The 18,635-nt window shown below is 74.0% G+C and carries 16 protein-coding genes; 7 read left to right on the top strand and 9 right to left on the bottom strand.

All coding sequences use genetic code 11. From position 1 onward, the window contains the following. Positions 1 to 53 precede the first annotated feature (53 nt). From ABZY91_RS24745 to ABZY91_RS24720, 6 genes are all read right to left on the bottom strand, one after another. Positions 54 to 1,163, bottom strand: a complete 1,110-nt coding sequence (locus ABZY91_RS24745) for a zinc-binding dehydrogenase (protein WP_355405269.1) — start codon at positions 1,161 to 1,163, stop codon at positions 54 to 56. A 55-nt stretch (positions 1,164 to 1,218) separates the two neighbouring features. Further along, entirely contained in the window at positions 1,219 to 2,091 is an 873-nt protein-coding gene (locus ABZY91_RS24740; RefSeq protein ID WP_329879838.1) for a branched-chain amino acid ABC transporter permease, read from the bottom strand. Positions 2,092 to 2,194: 103 nt separating this feature from the next. Continuing rightward, on the bottom strand, positions 2,195 to 3,355 hold the full coding sequence (locus tag ABZY91_RS24735; RefSeq protein WP_329947651.1) for an ABC transporter substrate-binding protein: 1,161 nt from the start codon (positions 3,353 to 3,355) through the stop codon (positions 2,195 to 2,197). Positions 3,356 to 3,526: 171 nt separating this feature from the next. Next, positions 3,527 to 5,311 (bottom strand): ATP-binding cassette domain-containing protein, encoded by a 1,785-nt coding sequence (locus tag ABZY91_RS24730; protein WP_355405268.1) that lies wholly within the window; start codon positions 5,309 to 5,311, stop codon positions 3,527 to 3,529. Next, positions 5,308 to 6,075 (bottom strand): ABC transporter ATP-binding protein, encoded by a 768-nt coding sequence (locus ABZY91_RS24725; protein WP_329879835.1) that lies wholly within the window; start codon positions 6,073 to 6,075, stop codon positions 5,308 to 5,310. Before ABZY91_RS24725 ends, ABZY91_RS24730 begins: the two co-directional genes overlap by 4 nt. Further along, positions 6,075 to 7,022, bottom strand: coding sequence for an alpha/beta hydrolase (locus ABZY91_RS24720; protein ID WP_355405267.1), 948 nt, complete (start codon positions 7,020 to 7,022; stop codon positions 6,075 to 6,077). The genes ABZY91_RS24725 and ABZY91_RS24720 overlap by 1 nt, the downstream gene beginning before the upstream one ends. A 115-nt stretch (positions 7,023 to 7,137) precedes the next feature. Here ABZY91_RS24720 and ABZY91_RS24715 point away from each other — a divergent pair, with 115 nt between their 5' ends. Continuing rightward, positions 7,138 to 8,601, top strand: coding sequence for an amidohydrolase family protein (locus ABZY91_RS24715; RefSeq protein WP_355405266.1), 1,464 nt, complete (start codon positions 7,138 to 7,140; stop codon positions 8,599 to 8,601). 157 nt (positions 8,602 to 8,758) lie between these two features. Here ABZY91_RS24715 and ABZY91_RS24710 read toward each other — a convergent pair whose 3' ends face one another. Beyond that, positions 8,759 to 9,802, bottom strand: a complete 1,044-nt coding sequence (locus ABZY91_RS24710; RefSeq protein ID WP_355405265.1) for an aldo/keto reductase — start codon at positions 9,800 to 9,802, stop codon at positions 8,759 to 8,761. A 96-nt stretch (positions 9,803 to 9,898) separates the two neighbouring features. Between ABZY91_RS24710 and ABZY91_RS24705 the strand changes: the two genes are divergently transcribed. After that, positions 9,899 to 10,900, top strand: a complete 1,002-nt coding sequence (locus ABZY91_RS24705) for a methyltransferase (RefSeq protein ID WP_355405264.1) — start codon at positions 9,899 to 9,901, stop codon at positions 10,898 to 10,900. Next, positions 10,897 to 11,643: an SDR family NAD(P)-dependent oxidoreductase gene (locus ABZY91_RS24700; RefSeq protein WP_329879829.1), complete on the top strand. Its 747-nt coding sequence runs from the start codon at positions 10,897 to 10,899 to the stop codon at positions 11,641 to 11,643. Before ABZY91_RS24705 ends, ABZY91_RS24700 begins: the two co-directional genes overlap by 4 nt. A 134-nt stretch (positions 11,644 to 11,777) precedes the next feature. Here the strand turns inward: ABZY91_RS24700 and ABZY91_RS24695 are convergent, their stop codons facing one another. Further along, the gene (locus ABZY91_RS24695) at positions 11,778 to 12,449 is read right to left on the bottom strand and encodes a GntR family transcriptional regulator (RefSeq protein ID WP_329947646.1); all 672 of its coding nucleotides are present in this window, start codon (positions 12,447 to 12,449) and stop codon (positions 11,778 to 11,780) included. Positions 12,450 to 12,526: 77 nt separating this feature from the next. Then, complete coding sequence (locus tag ABZY91_RS24690; protein WP_355405263.1) at positions 12,527 to 13,282, bottom strand: alpha/beta fold hydrolase; 756 nt, start codon at positions 13,280 to 13,282, stop codon at positions 12,527 to 12,529. Between the two features lie 190 nt (positions 13,283 to 13,472). Here ABZY91_RS24690 and ABZY91_RS24685 point away from each other — a divergent pair, with 190 nt between their 5' ends. The 4 genes from ABZY91_RS24685 to hpaD all read left to right on the top strand — a co-directional run bounded on the left by ABZY91_RS24685 (position 13,473) and on the right by hpaD (position 18,579). Then, complete coding sequence (locus ABZY91_RS24685) at positions 13,473 to 14,933, top strand: fumarylacetoacetate hydrolase family protein (RefSeq protein WP_355405262.1); 1,461 nt, start codon at positions 13,473 to 13,475, stop codon at positions 14,931 to 14,933. An 82-nt stretch (positions 14,934 to 15,015) separates the two neighbouring features. Beyond that, positions 15,016 to 15,936 (top strand): 4-hydroxy-tetrahydrodipicolinate synthase, encoded by a 921-nt coding sequence (gene dapA, locus ABZY91_RS24680; protein WP_355405261.1) that lies wholly within the window; start codon positions 15,016 to 15,018, stop codon positions 15,934 to 15,936. A 44-nt stretch (positions 15,937 to 15,980) separates the two neighbouring features. After that, complete coding sequence (gene hpaE / locus ABZY91_RS24675) at positions 15,981 to 17,525, top strand: 5-carboxymethyl-2-hydroxymuconate semialdehyde dehydrogenase (protein ID WP_355405260.1); 1,545 nt, start codon at positions 15,981 to 15,983, stop codon at positions 17,523 to 17,525. A 22-nt stretch (positions 17,526 to 17,547) separates the two neighbouring features. Then, positions 17,548 to 18,579: a 3,4-dihydroxyphenylacetate 2,3-dioxygenase gene (hpaD, locus tag ABZY91_RS24670; protein WP_329879822.1), complete on the top strand. Its 1,032-nt coding sequence runs from the start codon at positions 17,548 to 17,550 to the stop codon at positions 18,577 to 18,579. The last annotated feature ends 56 nt before the right edge of the window (positions 18,580 to 18,635 follow it).

Below are 18,635 nucleotides of genomic sequence, written 5' to 3'. Positions count from 1 at the left end.
GACGGGGCGGTCGTCCCGGCCGTGGTGCGGCCGGGCGGGGACCGGACGTCGGGTCAGGGCAGCCAGGGGTGGACGACGGCCTTGGTCTGCTCCAGCCTGGCCATCGCCTCGATGGCCGCGGAGGCGCCGCTCAGCCCGACCGGGGCGCTGAACAGCGCGTCCCAGTCGAACCGGGAGCGGAAGTCGCGCAGGAACCCGATGGCCCGGTGGTAGTCGCCGACATCGCCGTTGAGCGAGCCGAGCACGGTCAGCTCCTTGCCCATGACGGTGCCCAGCGGCAGCTCCTGCGGAGCCGGACCGGTCGATCCGACGATCACGAACCGGCCGCCCCAGGCGGCGAGGTCGACGGCCTCGGCGCCGACGCCGGGGGCACCGGCGAGGTCGATCACCAGGTCGGCGCCGCGCCCGCCGGTCGCGGCGAGCACCGCCTCGCGACGGGCCTCGGGGCCGTCGGCCAGACCGAGGGTCAGATCGGCGCCGAACTCCTCGGCGAGTGCGAGCCGGCTGTCCGGGGCGCCGATGGTGATCACCGGTCCGGCGCCGCCGGCCTTGGCCACGGCGGTGGCCACGATGCCGAGCGCGCCGGCGCCCTGGATCACCACCGAGGAGCCGGGCCGGGTGCCGCCCGCCCGGTCGAAGGCGTGCAGCACCGTCTTGACGGCGCAGCCGGCCGCGGCGGCCCAGGTGGACTCGACCTCGTCGGGCAGCAGGTACTTCTGCGCCTGCGGGACGACGTAGTTGTACTCGGCGAGCCCGGCGGTGGCGTACGGGTACCGGTCGGCACGCTGGCGGAAGCCGTAGCCGCGGTCCTCGCAGGCCACCGGGGTGCGCAGCACGGTGCAGCCGTGGCAGTACCCGCAGGTGGACTCCGACCAGCCGATCCGCCGGCCGACCGCGACCGGGCGGCCCAGCGCGTCGACGGTGCCCTCGCCGACGGCGACGACGGTGCCGACCATCTCGTGGCCGAGGACCAGGGGCAGCATGCCGGGCATCGACATCGCCCCGCTCCACAGGTGGACGTCGGTCGCGCAGAGGGTGGCGCAGTCGATCCGCACGAGGGCGGCGCCCGGTTCGATCCGCTCGGGCAGCGGGAGTTCCTCGATCTCCAGCGGCTTGCCGTGGGTGCGCAGCACGGCGGCCCTGGTGCTGGTCACTCGGGTCATGGTCGGTCTCTCCTTCGTTCCCCCGGTCCGGGGTCCGGGCTGGTGCCCGGACCGGTCATCGGCTGTGCGCGGTGTCCCAGACCTCGTTGCGGCTGCGCCACCAGAGCAGCACCACGATCACCAGGAAGGGCACCACGCCCTGGTACTTCTGGATCGCCTCGACGGAGGCGGAGAAGCCCTCCAGGCAGCCCAGGACGAGGCCGCCGAGAAGGGTGAGCGGCAGGCTGCGGAAGGCGCCGAGCATGGCGACCGCCAGCGCGGTGTTGATGAGCTTGCCGAGGGTGGAGAAGTCCCCGCCGAGGCGCGGTGCGGCGAGCACCACGACCAGCGTGGTGACGGCGCCGATCGCGGCCCAGACGGCGACGGCGAGGCGGGCCACCGGGATGCCGACGACCTCCGCGGTGGCGGGCCGCTCGGAGAGCGCCTGGAGGCGCAGGCCGAGCCGGGTACGGCCGAGCAGCAGGCCGACGCCGACGGTGATGACCGCGGCGAAGGCGATGGTGACCAGCACCGACTGCGGGATCACGACGCCGCCGAGGGTGAGCACGGGCTTCTCGAAGGGGCTGGGGAAGCTGTGCGCGCCGGTGGTGGTGGAGCCGAACAGCCGCAGGCCGACGGCCATCACGGCGACGTAGACGGCGACGGTGACGGCCGCCTTGGTGTTCTGCGAGTGATCGGCGAACCAGCGCACCAGGACGGTACCGAGCAGGGCGGACAGCGCCGCCCCGGCCAGCACGCCGACCGGCAGGGCGAGCCAGGGGCTCACTCCCCCGTCGGTCAGGCCGACCATGACGAAGGCGCCGATCGCGCCGACGGCGGCCATCGCGAAGTTGACCGTGGCGACGAGCCGGTAGGTCAGCACGACGCACAGGCCGAGGAGGGCGTAGACGCCGCCACCGGTCAGGCCCGCGAGCGTGGAGTTGAGCATGGGACACCTCCTGGGGTCCTGGGGTCCGGTCGTGCGCCGGGGCGCGGCGCACGGTCCGGGGTGGGGGGACGGCGGGCTGCGGCCGGGTCAGGGCCGGCCGGGGTCACTTCTTGCCGGGGACGACGAAGCCCTCGGGGAGCACCTGCCAGCTGCCGTTGACGGCCTGGACGAAGCGGCTGCCCTGGACGGGGTTGTGGGTGTCGCCCTCGCCGAAGACCCAGGGGGTGCCGACCATCGGGTAGTCGATCGGCTTCATGGACTTGAAGGCCTTGGTGACGGACTCGCGGGTGATCGGTCCGGAGATGCCCTTGAGGACCTGGACGAAGACGTCGGCGGCCATCACGCCGCCCTGGCTGAAGGCGGTCTTCTGGATCTTGTTCTTGTCGACCAGCTGGGACCAGCGCTCGTTGCCCGGCAGGGTGGTGTCGGTGTAGGGCTGCCACTCGGTGCCGGCGTAGACCTTGAGGCCGGCCGGGATCGCCTGCGCGTTGGCGTCGGTGTAGGTGTTGGCGCCGACGATGAAGTCGACGTCGTCCATGCCCTGGGTCCTGGCCTGGGCGAAGTAGGGGCCGACGATGCCGTTGTAGAGGACGGCCTGGCAGCCGGCGCCCTTGTCGGCGACGAGGTACTTGGTCGGGTCGCCCTCGGCGATGGCGAGCTCCTTGTGGGCGAGCTGCTTGCCGGTGAGCTCGGTCCACTTCTTGATCGCGTCCTCGATGCCGCCGCCGCTGCCGGGCAGCACGGTGTAGTCGAGGCAGACCTTGTCCCGCTTGAGCACCTCGGAGGCGTAGTAGAGGTTGGCGGTCAGCAGGTTGAACGGACCGGGGTTGACCGGCGCGATGTTGGGGCTGGTGAAGCAGGCGGGGTCGACGCCGACGGCGGGGATCGAGACGACCTGGGCCTTGCTGTAGGCCGCGCGGTTGAGGCCGCAGTCGACGGCGCTGGAGGAGCCGACCAGGGCGACGACGTTCTTGGACTTGACGAGGTCGACGGCGGCCTCGGTGGCGCGCTGCGGGTTCATCGCGTCGTCCATGCTGAGCAGTTCCAGCTTGCGGCCGTTGATGCCGCCGGCGGCGTTGACCTCGTCGAAGACGGCCTTGACCGCCTGCGGGACCTCGGGGGTCTGGAAGAGTCCGGTGATCCCGTTGATCGCACCGACCTTGATCGGGCCGGTGTCCGAGCCGGATCCGCTGTCACAGGCGGTGGCGCCGAGGGCCAGTGCGGTGGCGGCGGCGAGGGCGGCGGTCAGCCGTGCATGCTTCATTGGTGCACTCATTTCCGTCTGTGGGGGCGCGCCGGAACGGGGTTGCGCGGTTCCGCACGAGGGTGGGGGTGGGTGTCGCGGGGGGTGCGGGGGTGGTACGGGCCGGGCCGGTGGAGCGGCGGGCGGCGGGCGGCAGGCGGCAGGCGGCGGGCGGCGGGCGGCGGGCCGTGGTCAGCCGACCGGGACGTCCGCGGTGCCGAGGTAAGCGGCCATCACGGTCGGGTCGGCGAGCACCTCGCCGGTCGGGCCGGTGGCGATGACGTGGCCGAAGTCGAGGACGGTGACCTCGGAGCAGGCGGCCTGGACGAGGTCCATGTCGTGCTCGACGAGCAGGACGGAGACGCCGAACCGGGCCGGGACCTGCGCCAGCCGGCGGCCGAGGGCGAGCGACTCGGCGGCGGACTGACCGGCGGCGGGCTCGTCGAGCAGGGCGACGGCGGGCCGGGCGGCGACGGCGGCGGCGACGTCCAGCAGGCGGCGGGCACCCGCGTCGACCATCGAGACCGGCAGCCGGCCGGGCGGGCAGCCGAAGAACGCGAGCAGTTCGTCGGCCTCCTCCGTGGCGAGCCGGCGCCCGGCGCCGATGGTGAGGTACTCGTACTGGGTGAGTTCCGGGGCGATGGTGGTGGTCTGGAAGGTGCGGCGCAGGCCGCGGGTGGCGCGGGCGCTGGGGCTGAGCCGGTCGATCGGGGATCCGACGAGCGCCACGCTCCCCTCGTAGCCCCCGACGAAGCCGGTGACGGCGGCGATGAAGGTGGACTTGCCGGCGCCGTTGGGGCCGATGAGTCCGACCACGGCGCCCCGCGGGACGGTCAGGTCGACGCCCTCCAGCGCGGTCACCGACCCGTAGCGGACGGTCAACCCCCGTACGGTCAGGGCCGGTTCGCCGCCGGCCGCGGCGGGAGCGGATTCCACGGGAGCGGATGCGGCGGGCGGTCCCGGCAGGTCCTCGGCGGCCGGGAGCCCGGCGGCCGGCCGGGCCTCGTGGGTCTCCAGGAACCTCCGCGCCGCGCGTTCGCGCTTGCGGGCCCGGGTGAAGTCGGTCTGGCTGACCCCGCTGCGCAGGGCCAGGACGGCGCCGACCCCGAACAGCATGCCGCCGAGGTCCTGCGGCAGGTCCAGCTTCTCCAGCACGGTGGCCATCACCGCGCCGAAGACCCCGCCCATCACGGCGCCCTCGGGGTTGTGCGGGCCGATCAGGACGGCGACCGCGAACAGTGCGAGCGACTGCATCATGGCGAAGTTGCCGGGCACGACCAGGCCGAACTGTCCGGCCATCAGACCGCCGCCGACACCCGCGACGAAGGCGCTGATCGCGAACGCGGCCAGCTTGGCGCGGGCGACCGAGACGCCGTGCGCGGCGGCGGCCCGCTCGGAGTGCCGCAGCTCGGCCCAGGACATCCCGAGCCGGGTGCGGTTCAGCAGGGCGAGCCCGAGGGCCAGCACGGTGAAGACGATCACGACCAGGACGAAGTAGCCGCCGTCGTCCTCGAACAGGGCGGGCCGCTCCAGGGTCTTGAGCTCGGACATGCCGGGGAACTGGTTGGCGTTCAGCACGATGTCGGCCGAGACCGCGAAGCCGAAGGTCACCACGGCCAGGTTGACGCCCCGGATCCGCAGCGCCGGGAGCCCGATGGCGACCCCGACCGGGACGGCGGCCAGACCGCCGAGCACCAGCCAGACCAGGAACCCGCCGGGGGCCTGCGCGACGTTGAGCCGCAGCACCACCCAGGCGCCGATCGAGGCGAAGGACATCTGGCAGAGCGACATCACGCCGACCCGGCCGACGATGACGCCGTAGCTCTGCATGATGACGGCGCTGACCACGGCGGTGATCGCCAGGTACACCCAGTAGGGCGGCAGCAGGGCCGGCACCAGGACGCAGGCGGCGACGGCGGCGCCGAGGCCGGTGACGAGCGCCCGGCGGTCGGTGGCCAGTCTCTCGGTGAGGCTCATGCTCCCTCGCTTTCCGCCGGGGCGCTGCCCGGGCTGTGGGCGCCCGCCGCCGCGGCGGCGGGCGCCGGGGTCGCGCCGAAGTAGAAGTCGTGCAGGCGCTCCGCGTCGCCGCGAAGCTCGGCGCACGGGCCGTCGAAGGCCAGCCGGCCCTTGCTGAGCACGTACGCGCGGCTGCCGATCTCCAGCGCGAGATGGGCGAACTGCTCGATGAGCAGCACCGCGATGCCGAGGTCCACCAGGTCGGCGACGGCCTTCATCAGGCGGTGGACGACCACCGGCGCGAGGCCGGAGGACATCTCGTCGATCAGGATCGTCTTCGGCCCGGCGACCAGGGCCCGCCCGAGGACGAGCATCTGCTGCTCGCCGCCGGAGAGGTGGCCGGCCTGCAGGCCGCGCCGCTTGTCCAGCTCGGGGAAGAGCCGGTACGCCGTGTCGAGGTCGGCGCCCTGCCGCTGGGCGACCAGCAGGTTCTGCTCGACCGTCAGGGTGCGGAAGACGCTGCGGGACTGCTCCACGTAGGCCAGGCCGGAGGTGGCGCGGCGGTAGGTGGAGAGTTTGTCGAGGGGTTTGCCGTCGAGGGTGACGGTGCCGGAGGTGCAGCGGACCAGGCCGGCGATGCCGTCCATCAGGGTGGTCTTCCCGGCGCCGTTGGCCCCGAGCAGGACGGTCACCGAGGCGGGGGCGACGTCCAGGCTGACCCCGTGGACGACCGGGGCCTCGGCCCGGCTGATGCTGACGTCGCGCAGTGCGAGCGCGGGCGTCATCACGCGGCTCCGCCGCAGGCGGAGCGGATGGCGTCGGCGACCAGGGCGTGGGCCCGGGCGGCGTCGGTGAGGTCGGTGGCGAGCAGGCCGAAGAAGCCGTGGATGAGGCCGTCGAACCGGACCAGGGAGGTCTCGACCCCGGCCGCGGCGAGCGCCCGGGCGTACTCCTCGCCCTCGTCGCGGAGCACGTCGTACTCGGCCTCCAGGACGAGTGCGCGGGGCAGTCCGGAGAGGTCGCGGGCGCGCAGCGGGAGCAGGTACGGGTCGGCGAGGTCCGCCTCGTCGCGCGGGTACTGGGTGAAGAACCAGTCCATGCTGTCCTTGGACAGGAAGTAGCCGTCGGCGAAGTCGCGGTAGGAGAGCCGGCCCTCGTCGGGGTGGGCGACCACCGGGGAGATCAGGACCTGGAGGGAGATCCGGGGGCCGCCGAGGTCGCGGGCGCGCAGACCGGTGACGGCGGCGAGGTTGCCGCCCGCGCTCTCGCCGCCGACGGCGAGCCGCCCGGGGTCGACGCCGATGGTGGCGCCGTGCTCGTGGAGCCAGGTGAGGACGGCGTAGCAGTCGTCCGCGGCGGCCGGGTAGGGGTGTTCCGGCGCGAGCCGGTAGTCCACCGAGACGACCACCGCGCCGGAGGCGGCGCAGACGGCGCGGCAGGAGTACTCGTTCTCGTCGAGACAGCCGATGGTCCATCCGCCGCCGTGCAGCCAGACGAAGGCCGGGAAGGGGCCCTCGCCCTCGGGGGTGTAGATCCGTACGGGGATGTCGCCCGCCGGGCCCGGCACGGTGGTGTCGGCCACCGAACCGACGGCCGGGAGCGTCTCGGGCATGATCCAGGTGGTGCGGAACTGTTCGCGCATGGTCTGGGCATCGAGTTCGACGGGCTGGGCGGGCTGCTCCGCCGCACCGGCCCGGTCGATGATCAGCTGTGCCTCGGGGTGCAGGGGCATCGTTTACCTCCGATTGCCCGGGTGCCGTCGTAGGGGTCCGGCACTCGCAAATCGTATCTGATTCCATGTACGTTAAGAGTCACAATCCACGGTGTCCAGAGCTGGGAGCAAGAAGATGCGCAACGGACTCCAGACCGGAATCACCACGGCTGACCTGGTCATGAGGGGTGGCCGTGTCCACACGATGGACGGCGCCCGGACGGTCGCCCAGGCGCTCGCGGTCAGCGGGGGGACCATCCTCCGGACCGGCACCGACGCCGAGGTCGCGCCGCTCGTCGGGCCCGGTACCCGGGTGGTGGAGCTGCGCGGACGCTCGCTGATCCCCGGGATCAACGACTCGCACCTGCACGGGGCGTGGCTCGGCACCATGTGGCCGGACACCCTGATGGCCCAGCTCGCCGCGGCCGCCCCGACCGGCGGCGGGCCGGACCACCCCGGAGGCGGGGACGGGCACGACGCGCACGGGCACGACGGGCACGACCACGCGGGCGAGGGGCCGGCGCTCGCCGCCCTCACAACCCCCGCCGAGCGGCGCCGCGCGATCCTCCGCACCGGCGACCTGCTCGCCTCGCTCGGCATCACCAGCTACACCGAACCGGGCCTCGGACCCGGCGAGGACGCCGGACCCACCGGCTGCTTCTCCTCCGCCGTCCTGCACGAGTACGCCGAGCTGGCCGCCGAGGGCCTGCTGCGCGCCCGGGTCACCGCGCTGCTGCTGTTCGGCCTGCTGGACGGCGCGAGCAGCGCCACCGACCTGCTGCGCGGCCTGGCCGGGTTCCGGGCGCCGGCCGAGGTCCCCGGCTGGTTCCGCGTCGCCGGGGTGAAGATCTTCGCCGACGGCATCCCGCCGATGGGCAGCGCGTGGAGCGAGGAGCCGTACGCCGACGGCGGCCACGGTGCCCTGCTGGTGGACGGCGCCGACGCCGGCGAGCGCGAGGTGAACCTGCGCTCGATGATCCGCGCCGCGCACGCGGCCGGTCACCAGATCGGGGTGCACGCCACCGGCAGCCGAACCACCCGGGTGGTCACCGGGGCCTTCGCCGAGGCCCGCGCGACGGACGGCCGGGACGGCCGCCACTACCTCATCCACGGCGACGTCGTCCACCCGGCGACGCTCGCCGCGATGGCCGCCGCCGGGGTCGGGCTGAACACCCAGCCGGGCATCGCCGCCGCGACCGCCCCGATGCTCGCCGGGGCCCTCGGCCCGGACGCCCTCGCCCACGCCTGGCCGGTGCGCGACGCGCTGACCGCCGGTGTCCCGCTCTGCCTCAGCTCGGACGCTCCGGTGCTCGCTCCGGACTGGCGGGCCGGCGTGGCGGCGGCGGCCACCCGGGCCGGGGCCGACGGCACCGCGGGAGGCCGCGGGCAGCGGCTCGCCCTCGACGAGGCGCTGTACGCCTACACCGTGGCGCCGGCCCGGCAGGACGGCGCCGAGCGCTGGAAGGGCACCCTGGAGGCCGGGAAGGTCGCCGACCTGTGCCTGCTCGGCGCGGACCTGCGGGACGTCGACCCGGGTGCGCTGCCCGAGGTCCCGGTGGCGATGACCGTGGTCGACGGCCGGGTGGTGCACGAGGTCTGAGCCCGGAGCGGTGACCGCCGCGGCCCGGCGGACGCGACGGGCAGGACGGGCAGGACGGACGGAACGGACCCGACGGGCGCGCCCCGGACCTCGCACGGTGGAGGTCCGGGGCGCGCCCGTCGCCGCTGCGGAGCCGCCGGGCCCTGCCGGACGGGCGTCAGCGGGCCGGGGCGTCGGTACCCCAGGAGGCGGCGGGGTGGACGACGTCGCGGTCCAGCCAGAGACCGGCGACCGCCTCGCGCAGCTCGCCGCCGTGGCGCTCCAGCAGGTCCAGCGCGCCGAGGTTGGTCTCGAACTGCTCGATGCTGCTGGCGCCGAACAGCACGCTGGCGGCCGCCCGGTGGGTGAGCGTGAAGGCGACGGCCAGCTGGGCCGGCGTGGCGCCGAAGCGTTCCGCGACCCGCAGCACCTCCGGGTAGGACTCCCGGATCCGCTCGCGGATGCCGCCCGGGTCGGCGCCGATCTTGCGCTGCGGGTGCAGCTTGCCGGCCAGGATGCCGCCCTCGAAGACGTCGGAGGCCTGGAGGCCGAGCCCGGCCTCGTCGAAGAGCCGGCCGTAGGGCTCCCCCTCGGGCACCGAGCGGCGGGCCAGGCTGTACTTGAGCTGGGCGAACGACGGCGGGACCATGCCCTCGGCGAGCGCGAACCGGCGGGCGGCCCACAGGTCGTCGGCGGACCAGTTGTTGACGCCCCAGGCGGTGAACCGCCCGGCCCGCACCAGCTCGGCGACGTCGGTGACCACGGAGTGGACGTCCAGCTCGCCGAGGTGGTCGCCGGCCACCACGAAGTCGGCGCGGTCGGTGCCGACCCGGGCCAGCGAGACGTCCAGCTGCTCCGCGAACGACGCCTTCGGGTAGTCCCAGAGCCAGAGCTTCCCGCAGAGCAGGTAGTCCTCGCGGGCCAGACCGGCGGTGCGGACCGCCTCGCCGAAGATGATGTCGGTGACCGCGTTCTCCGCGTGCGGCCCGAAGTTGTAGTGGGCGACGTCGAACAGGTCGACCCCGCGCGCGACGGCGCGGGAGACCAGCTCGGCGGCCTCGTCGGTGGTCATCCGGTCCCAGGTGTTCCACGAGCCGAGGCCGAACACCGGCACCTCCGGGCCGTCGGCGCCGAGCCTGCGCCGGGGCACGCGGTCCGTCGCGGACGCACCGTCCGGCGCGCCCGCACCGCCGTGGGGGGAGTCAGCCTGCGAGAGCTCCACGTCAACCTCCTGGGATCCGAGTAGTCCGGCTCTGGCCGCCGGGAAGACGATCGTATAGCATCCGGCATATTCTTTGACCGTCAAGGAGGACGCGATATGTCCCTTCGTCCGGAATCCCCCCGTTCCGCGGACCCGACGCCGATCGTCGACGTGGCCGTCGGCTACATGGCCGCCAAGCAGCTCTTCGCCGCCGCCGACGCGGGCCTGTTCGCCGCGCTCGCCGACGGCCCGCAGGACGTCCCGCAGATCGCCGCCCGCACCGGCCTGCCGGAACGCACCAGCCGCATCCTGGCCGACGCGATGGCCGGCCTCGGACTGCTGGAGCGTACGGCCGGACGCTACGCGAACTCCGCGAGCACCGCCGCCTACCTCACCGGCGCCGAGGGCGAGATCGACCTCCGCCCCTTCCTGACCTTCCTCGACGAGATCAGCTACGGCCACTGGCTGGGCTTCGGCGAGACCAGCCGGACCGCCGAGCCCAACCGGCTGGACCTCGGCGGCGACCGGATGACCACCTTCCTGGCCGGCGTGATGACCTACAACGCGCTGCACGCCCGCCAGCTCGCCGAGCACTACGACTTCACCGCGCACGAGCGGGTGCTGGACCTCGGTGGCCTCTCCGGCTCGTTCCTGGCCGAGGCCCTCAAGGCCGCCCCCGGCCTCAGGGGCACCTTCTTCTCGGCCGGCGAGCTGGTCGGCCACGCCCGGGGCGTGCTGGCCGGCGCCGGGGTGGACGACCGGGTGGAGATCGTCGAGGGCGACGCCGTCACGGGCGACGTCCCGGGGGGCTTCGACCTGGTGCTGCTGGAGCACGTGGCCCACCGCTTCGACGCCGAGCAGAACCGCGCCATCGTCCGCCGGGCGCGCGCGGCGGCGGCCGAGGGTGCGAAGCTGGTCCTGCTCGACTTCTTCCTCGACTCCGACGAGCAGCAGCGCGGCATCGACGCCCTGCACGCCGGCGAGTACCTGGTGATCGACGGCACGATCGTCTACCCGGAGGACGAGGTCCGCGGCTGGCTGCGCGAGGCCGGCTGGGAGCCCGTCGAGACCCGCGCGCTGCCCGGCAGCCCGCGCATCCTCATCGCGGAGGCACGATGAGCACCGAAGGGCGCGTCGTCCTGGTCACCGGGGCGGGCAGCGGCATCGGCCGCGCGGTCGCCGAGGCGTTCGCGGCGGCCGGCGACCGGGTGGTGGTCGCCGACCTGAACCGTGCGGCGGCCGACACGGTGGCGGAGGGGATCGGCGCCGGTGCGCTCGCCGTCACCATGGACGTCACCGACCGGGAGAGCGTGACCGCCGCCCTGGCCGAGGCCACCGCTCGGTTCGGCCCGGTCGAGGTCCTGGTCAACAACGCGGGCCTGGCCGGCGGCGGCGGTCCGCTGCTCGACCTGCCCGCCGAGATCTTCGACCTGGTCGTCTCCGTCAACCTGCGTGGCACCTTCACGGTGACCCAGGTGGTCGGCCGGCAGATGGCCGACACCGGCCGGGGCGGGGCGATCGTCAACATCAGCTCGATCGGGGCCCGCCAGCCGACCCCGGGGCTCGGCCACTACGAGGCCACCAAGGCCGGGGTGGACGCCCTCACCCGGACCGCGGCCCTCGAACTCGCCGGGCACGGCATCCGGGTCAACGGCGTCGCCCCCGGGCCGGTGCACACGCCGATGACGGCGCCGCTGATGGAGGACGAGACGGCGCGCGGTCTCTGGGAGACGCGCATCCCGCTCGGCCGGATCGCCGAGACGTCCGACCTGACGCCCCTGGTGCTGTTCCTGGCCTCCGGACAGGCCCGGCACATCACCGGCGCCGTGGTGCAGGTGGACGGCGGCCAGCTGCTGGTGTGACCCCCCGCAGAACCCGGAAGGGGCGGGAGTCCTCGGACTCCCGCCCCTTCCGCGTGCCGCCCCTGCTGCGGGCTCGGCGCCCCACTCGGCGCCCCACTCGGCGTCCGGACCCGGGTCCGGACGCCGGGTCCGGCTCAGCCCGACGGCTTCGCCTGGTGCAGCGCGTCGGCGGTGGCCGCCTTGTGGGCACAGGCCACGCGCTCGATCTCCGCCATGTCGGCGCCCCGCTCGATCAGGTCGAGGATGTGCTCGTGCTCCACCACCGAGCGCCGGGCCCGGCCCGGGACGTAGGTGAAGGTGGAGCGCCGCATGTGGTCCAGCCTGGCCCACTCGGCCTCCAGCAGCGACCGCAGGTGCGCGTCCGGGCAGTGCTGGTAGATGGAGAAGTGGAAGGTGCGGTTGAGGGCGGTGAACGCAGCCGGGTCGAACTCGTCCAGCGCGGCCACCATCCGGGCGTTGATCTCGCGCGAGGCGGCGATCTGGTCCGGCGTCAGCAGCGGCGCGCAGATGGCCGTCGCGTACCCCTCCAGCCGGGCCAGGATCTGCAGCGAGTGCTCGACCTGGACGGACTCGAAGACCGCGACCCGGGCCCCGATGTTGCGCACCACCTCGACCAGGCCGTCCGACTGGAGCCGGCGCAGCGCCTCGCGCAGCGGGATGGTGCTCACCCCGGTCTCCTGCGCGAGCTGGTTCATGACCAGCCGGTAGCCCGGCCCGTACGTGCCGTCGAGGATGCGTGAGCGGAGCAGCTCGTAACTCTGCTCGGCCTTCGACCCGCCGGTGGATCGGTCCTTCGCGGAACCCAACGCCGTTCCCTCGTCCTTCCTCACACCGGCCATCGCCCCCGTGGCGGACCGCTCGGCGGTCCGCGCGCCCCGTGCGGTCACCGTGCGAGGGCCTTCAGTACGACACGGCGGAACTCCGCACCGGCCACGGCCCCCAGGTGATCGCCGGGGACGGTCACCAGCTCCGCCCCGTCAAGGGGAGCAACGATACTCTCGATGCCCCGGGTCATCACATCGTCCGCGCCGACGACCACGACCGGCGCGACCCGGCCGGCCCAACCGCCCGGCGCGAAAGGGGTGTTGCGCAGCCCCTCGACGCAGCGGGCGAGGGCCGGGGCCCGGTCGCCGCGCGAGCGGACCAGGCCGGCGACCATGCCGGTGAAGGGGTCCTCGGGCTCGCCGCCGCCGGCCGCCGCGCGGTGCAGCGCCTCGACGTCGACGGCCGCGAACGGCTCGCGCGGGCTGAGCCCGCCGAGCACCACGCGCCCCACCCGCCCGGGCGCGACGGCCGGGAACTCCCAGGCCAGCCGGGCGCCGAGGGAGTAGCCCACGAGGTCGAACTCCCCCACCCCGAGGGCGTCCAGGGCCGCCAGCAGACGGTCCGTCAGGGCGCCCGCGCCCATCTCGGCGGCGGTGACCGGGTCGGCCGAGGCGCCGTGGCCGGGCAGGTCCGGCACCACGACGGTACGGCCGGTGGCGGCGAGCGCGGCGGCGGTGCCCGGTGCGATCCAGTCGGTCACGCCGTCGGAGACGAAGCCGTGCAGCAGGACGACGGGCGGCTCCCCTCCGGTGGTCCGCACGTCGCCCTCCGCCGGCGTGATGATCCGCACCGCCAGGCCGTCGATCTCTCTCATGCCCCTGCACCTCTCCCCAGTTTTCGCATACGATTTTTGATAGTACTGCACGCACCCTCCCCGGTCATGACCTCGACAGGGTCGATCTGCGCCCACGGATCATGTACGAAGTCGCATCCGATCAACCATGGTCAGCGCCCATCGCGTCCGCTATCGTGCATGATGCCGTATACGATTACAGGAGGGCAACGTGGAGCACCCCCTAGGGCTGGCGCCGGGAAAGATCATCGCGGTCCACCTCAACTACCGCAGCCGCGCGGCTGAACGCGGCCGGACACCGGACGCCCCCTCCTACTTCCTCAAGCCCCCCACCTCGCTCTCCTGGAGCGGACGGCCCGTCGTCCGCCCGGCGGGCTGCGAACTGCTCGCCTTCGAGGGCGAGATCGCCGTGGTGATCGGCACCCGCGCCCACCGGGTCTCCCGGGAGAACGCCCTGGAGCACGTGGCCGGCTACGCCGCCGCCAACGACTTCGGCGTCTACGACCTCAAGCACGCCGACCTCGGCGCCAACCTGCGGGCCAAGGGTCGCGACGGCTACACCCCGGTCGGCCCCGCCCTGCTCACCGACGTCGATCCGGCCCGGCTGCGGCTGCGCACCTGGGTCAACGGCCTGCTCGTCCAGGACGCCTCCACCGAGGAACTCCTCTTCCCCGTCGACCTGCTGATCGCCGACCTGTCCCGCTCGACCACCCTGGAGCCGGGCGACGTCCTGCTGATCGGCACGCCGGCCGGCTCCACCGTCGTCCGCCCCGGCGACGTGGTGGAGGTCGAGCTGGAGGAGAGCGGCCGGCTGCGCAACGAGATCGTCGCCGAGGAACCCGGCGTCACCGAGTACGGCGCGCTGCCGCGGGCGACCGAGGCCGCCCGGCAGGCGGCCTACGGATCCGCGCACGACGCCGGCCACCCGCCGTCGGCGGCCGGACGCGCCGCCGCCCCCGCGGGCCCGGCCGGCCTCGACGAGGAGACCGCCGCCGCGCTGCGCACCGTCTCCACCGCCACCCTCTCCAGCCAGCTGCGCGCACGCGGCATCGACCACCACTTCATCGAGGGCGTCCGCCCGGCCCGCCCCGACCTGCGGATGGTCGGCGTCGCCCGCACCCTGCGCTACCTGCCGCTGCGCGAGGACGTGTTCGCCGAGCGCGGCGGCGGGATGAACGCCCAGAAGAGCACCGTCGAGGAGATCCTGCCCGGCGAGGTGCTGGTCATCGAGGCCCGCGGCGAGCACGGCTCCGGCACCCTCGGCGACATCCTCGCGCTGCGCGCGCTGCGCCGCGGCGCGGCCGGGGTGGTCACCGACGGCGGGCTGCGCGACAGCCCGGCCTTCGCCGAGCTCGACCTGCCCTCCTACTACGCCGTCGCGCACGCCGCCGTGCTGGGCCGCCGGCACGTCCCGATGGACTCGCAGGTGCCGGTCGCCTGCGGCGGGGTGCTCGTCATGCCCGGCGACGTGCTGGTCGGCGACGCCGAGGGGGTCGTGGTCATCCCGCCCGCACTGGCCGCCGAGGTCGCCCGGGCCGCCGTCACGCAGGAGGACGAGGAGCGCTTCATCCTGCGGCAGGTGGACCGGGGCGCCGGCATCAAGGGGCTCTACCCGATGGACGAGCACTGGCGCGCGCTCTACCTGCGCGAGAACCGGCCGCAGGGCGACTGACCCCCGCTCCCTCCCGCACTTCCCCGCCCGCACTTCCCCGCCCCTCTCCCCCTCTCCTCCCCCCACTCCCGACGGAGAACCGATGAAGTTCCGAAGCGACCCGTCCGTGATCCGCGGCTCCCTCGCCCCCGTGGTCACCCCCTTCACCGACGCCGGCGCCGTGGACCACGACTCGCTGCGCGCCCTCGTCCGCTGGCAGCTCGACTCCGGCTCGCACGGCATCTCGCTGGGCGGCTCCACCGGCGAGCCGAGCGCGCAGAGCGTCGCGGAGCGGATCGCCGCGATGCGCACCGCCGCCGACGAGATCGCCGACCGGGTGCCGTTCCTGCCCGGGACCGGCTCCGCCAAGCTCGACGAGACCCTCGAACTCACCGCCGCCGCGGCCGAACTCGGCGCCGACGCCGCGCTGGTGATCACCCCGTACTACGCGCGGCCCACCCAGGAGGCGCTCTACCGGTGGTACGCCACGGTGGCCCGGGAGTTCCCCGACCTGCCGCTGGTGATCTACAACGTGCCCTCGCGCACCGCCGTGGACATCGAGCCGGAGACGGTGCGCCGGCTGTTCACCGACTTCGACAACGTCGTCGGCGTCAAGGAGACCACCAAGGACTTCGAGCACTTCTCGCGCGTCCTGCACGCCTGCGGCCCCGAACTGCTCGTCTGGTCCGGCATCGAGCTGCTCTGTCTGCCCCTGATGGCGCTCGGCGGGGCCGGGTTCATCAGCGCCGTCGCCAACCTCGCACCCGCCGCCGTGGCCCGGATGTACGAGCTGTGGGAGCAGGGCGACCACGCCGGCGCCCGCGAGTTGCACTACCGGCTCCACCCGCTGGTGGACCTGCTGTTCGTGGAGACCAACCCGGCCCCCGCCAAGTGGGTCCTGGCCCGGCAGGGGCGGATCGCCTCCGACCACGTCCGTCCGCCGCTCACCGCCCCGACCGACACCGGCCTGGAGCGGATCCGCGCGCTCCTCGCCGCGGGCGGCGACCTGACCCAGCAGCTGTGACCCCGGGGCCGGCGGCCCCGCCCACCACGAGAGCAGGAGACGAGATGACCACCAGCACCCAGGCGACCCCGGAGGCCGCCGCCCACCCCGCCGGCGCGCCGGCCCGCCCGGCCGGACTGCCCGGCGCGATCCTGCACTGGATCGGCGGAGCGGCCGCCCCCTCCGCCGACGGCCGCGTCCTCGACGTCGCCGACCCGGTCTCCAACACCCCCTACGCCACCCTCGCGGCGGGTAGCGCGGCCGACGTCGAGCGCGCCGTCGCGGCGGCCAGGGCCGCCTTCCCCGCGTGGGCCGCACTCGGCAACCGCGAGCGGGCCACCGTGCTCAACCGGATCGCCGACGCCGTCGAGGCCCGCGAGGAGGAGCTGGCCGCGTTCGAGTCCTTCGACACCGGCCTGCCGATCACCCAGGCGCGCGGCCAGGCCCGGCGCGCCGCCGAGAACTTCCGCTACTTCGCCGACGTCGTCGTCGCCCTCGGCGAGGAGGCGTTCCGGGTCGGGAGCCAGCAGCTGAACTACGTGGTGCGCACGCCGGTCGGCGTGGCCGGACTGATCACCCCGTGGAACACCCCGTTCATGCTGGAGAGCTGGAAGCTGGCACCGGCCATCGCCTCCGGCTGCACCCTGGTGCTCAAGCCCGCCGAGTGGACCCCGCTGTCCGCCAGCCTCTGGCCGCAGATCCTCACCGAGGCGGGCGTGCCGGCCGGCGTGGTCAACATCGTGCACGGGCTCGGCCCGGAGGCCGGTCAGGCCCTGGTCGACCACCCGGACGTGCCGATCCTGTCGTTCACCGGCTCCACCGCCACCGGCCGGCACATCGTGCGCTGCTCGGCGAACCGGCTGAAGACCGTCTCCATGGAGCTGGGCGGCAAGTCCCCGGTCGTGGTCTTCGCCGACGCGGACGTCGAGGCCGCCCTGGACTCGGTGGTGTTCGGCGTCTTCTCGCTCAACGGCGAGCGCTGCACGGCCGGCTCCCGGGTCCTTGTCGAGCGCCCGCTGTACGAGGAGTTCACCCGCCGGCTGGCCGAGCGGGCCGAGCGGGTCAGGGTCGGCCTGCCGGGCGACCCGGCGACCGAGGTCGGCGCGCTGGTGCACCCCGAGCACTACCGGCGGGTGCTGGACTACGTCGAGACCGGACGCACGGAGGCCCGGCTGGTCGCCGGCGGCGGACGCCCGGAGCACCTGCCCGAGGGGAACTACCTCCGGCCGACCGTCTTCGCGGACGTGCCGCGCGACGCCCGGATCTTCCAGGAGGAGATCTTCGGCCCGGTGGTGGCGGTCGCCCCGTTCGACGACGAACACGAGGCCATTGACCTGGCCAACGCCACCGAGTACGGTCTGGCCGCCTACGTGTGGACGTCCGACCTCAAGCGGGGTCACCGGGTCGCCCACGCCGTGGAGTCCGGCATGGTCTGGATCAACTCCCACAACGTCCGCGACCTCCGCACGCCGTTCGGCGGGGTCAAGGCCAGCGGCCTCGGCCGCGAGGGCGGTGCGCACAGCATCGACTTCTACACCGAGTCCAAGATCGTCCACGTGATGCTCGGTGACGTCCACACCCCGCGCTTCGGCGCCGACGAGCAGCACTGACCCGCAGATGGAGGTCACGGAGATGCCCACCCCCCCGGACGTCGTACGCTCCGCCTACGCCCAGCTGGTCGTCACCGACCTGCCCCGGACCCGCTGGTTCTGGGTCGACATGCTCGGCTTCCACGTCCAGTACGAGGACGACCGCACGCTGTACCTGCGGGGCACCGACGAGCTCACCCACCACAGCCTCGTCCTGCGGGTGGGCGACGCCGCCGCGCTGGACCACCTCGCCTACCGGGTGCGCACCCCGGAGGACCTGGACCACGCCGAGGAGTTCTTCACCGCACTCGGCTGCCCCGTGCGCCGGGTCCCGGCCGGCACCGGCACCCGCGGCGTCGGCGACGCCGTCCGCGTGGTGGACCCGCTCGGCTTCACCGTCGAGTTCTTCCACGCGATCGAGCGGGCCGAGCGGCTCATCCAGCGGTACGACCTGCGCCGGGGGGCGGAGGTCGCCCGGCTGGACCACTTCAACATCGTGGTGCCGGACATACCCGCCGCCTACGAGCACTACCGCTCCCTCGGCTTCGGCTGCTCGGAGACCATCGAGGGCGACGAGCACGAGCTGTACGCGGCCTGGATGTTCCGCAAGCAGACCGTCCACGACGTCGCGTTCACCAGCGGCGCCGGGCCGCGGCTGCACCACGTCGGGGTCTTCGCCCCCGAGGCGCACCAGGTGCTGCGGACGGCCGACATCTTCGGCTCGCTGCGGGCCGAGCACCACATCGAGCGCGGGCCCGGGCGCCACGGCGTGTCCAACGCCTTCTACGTGTACCTGCGCGACCCGGACGGCCACCGGGTGGAGATCTACACCTCCGACTACTACACCGGCGACCCGGACCACGAGACCTTCCGCTGGAACGTGAACGACGACCGGCGCCGGGACTTCTGGGGCAACGCCGTCATCGAGTCCTGGTACAAGGAGGCGGTGCCGGTGCTGGACCTCGACGGGAAGCCGCAGCCGGTCGTCTCGGCGGCACTGGACGAGTCGGCGGTCCAGGTCGGCGCGGACGGGCTGGGGAACATCCCGGCGGCCGTGCCGGCCGCGGAGGGCTGACCGGCCCGCACCCCGCCGAACGACGCCGCTGCCGCCCCGGGTCCGCCCGGGGCGGC

It is taken from the genome of Kitasatospora sp. NPDC002965 (assembly GCF_040611255.1).
In the GTDB taxonomy this organism is placed as follows: domain Bacteria; phylum Actinomycetota; class Actinomycetes; order Streptomycetales; family Streptomycetaceae; genus Kitasatospora.
This window is presented reverse-complemented; position numbering and strand designations above follow the sequence as displayed.

What these genes read in the sequence shown, in the direction of transcription:
- ABZY91_RS24745 (WP_355405269.1), bottom strand. Translation starts at nt 1,163, where the DNA reads ATGACCCGAGTGACCAGCACCAGGGCCGCCGTGCTGCGCACCCACGGC.
- ABZY91_RS24740 (WP_329879838.1), bottom strand. Translation starts at nt 2,091, where the DNA reads ATGCTCAACTCCACGCTCGCGGGCCTGACCGGTGGCGGCGTCTACGCC.
- ABZY91_RS24735 (WP_329947651.1), bottom strand. Translation starts at nt 3,355, where the DNA reads ATGAAGCATGCACGGCTGACCGCCGCCCTCGCCGCCGCCACCGCACTG.
- ABZY91_RS24730 (WP_355405268.1), bottom strand. Translation starts at nt 5,311, where the DNA reads ATGAGCCTCACCGAGAGACTGGCCACCGACCGCCGGGCGCTCGTCACC.
- ABZY91_RS24725 (WP_329879835.1), bottom strand. Translation starts at nt 6,075, where the DNA reads ATGACGCCCGCGCTCGCACTGCGCGACGTCAGCATCAGCCGGGCCGAG.
- ABZY91_RS24720 (WP_355405267.1), bottom strand. Translation starts at nt 7,022, where the DNA reads ATGCCCCTGCACCCCGAGGCACAGCTGATCATCGACCGGGCCGGTGCG.
- ABZY91_RS24715 (WP_355405266.1), top strand. Translation starts at nt 7,138, where the DNA reads ATGCGCAACGGACTCCAGACCGGAATCACCACGGCTGACCTGGTCATG.
- ABZY91_RS24705 (WP_355405264.1), top strand. Translation starts at nt 9,899, where the DNA reads ATGTCCCTTCGTCCGGAATCCCCCCGTTCCGCGGACCCGACGCCGATC.
- ABZY91_RS24700 (WP_329879829.1), top strand. Translation starts at nt 10,897, where the DNA reads ATGAGCACCGAAGGGCGCGTCGTCCTGGTCACCGGGGCGGGCAGCGGC.
- ABZY91_RS24690 (WP_355405263.1), bottom strand. Translation starts at nt 13,282, where the DNA reads ATGAGAGAGATCGACGGCCTGGCGGTGCGGATCATCACGCCGGCGGAG.
- dapA (WP_355405261.1), top strand. Translation starts at nt 15,016, where the DNA reads ATGAAGTTCCGAAGCGACCCGTCCGTGATCCGCGGCTCCCTCGCCCCC.
- hpaE (WP_355405260.1), top strand. Translation starts at nt 15,981, where the DNA reads ATGACCACCAGCACCCAGGCGACCCCGGAGGCCGCCGCCCACCCCGCC.
- hpaD (WP_329879822.1), top strand. Translation starts at nt 17,548, where the DNA reads ATGCCCACCCCCCCGGACGTCGTACGCTCCGCCTACGCCCAGCTGGTC.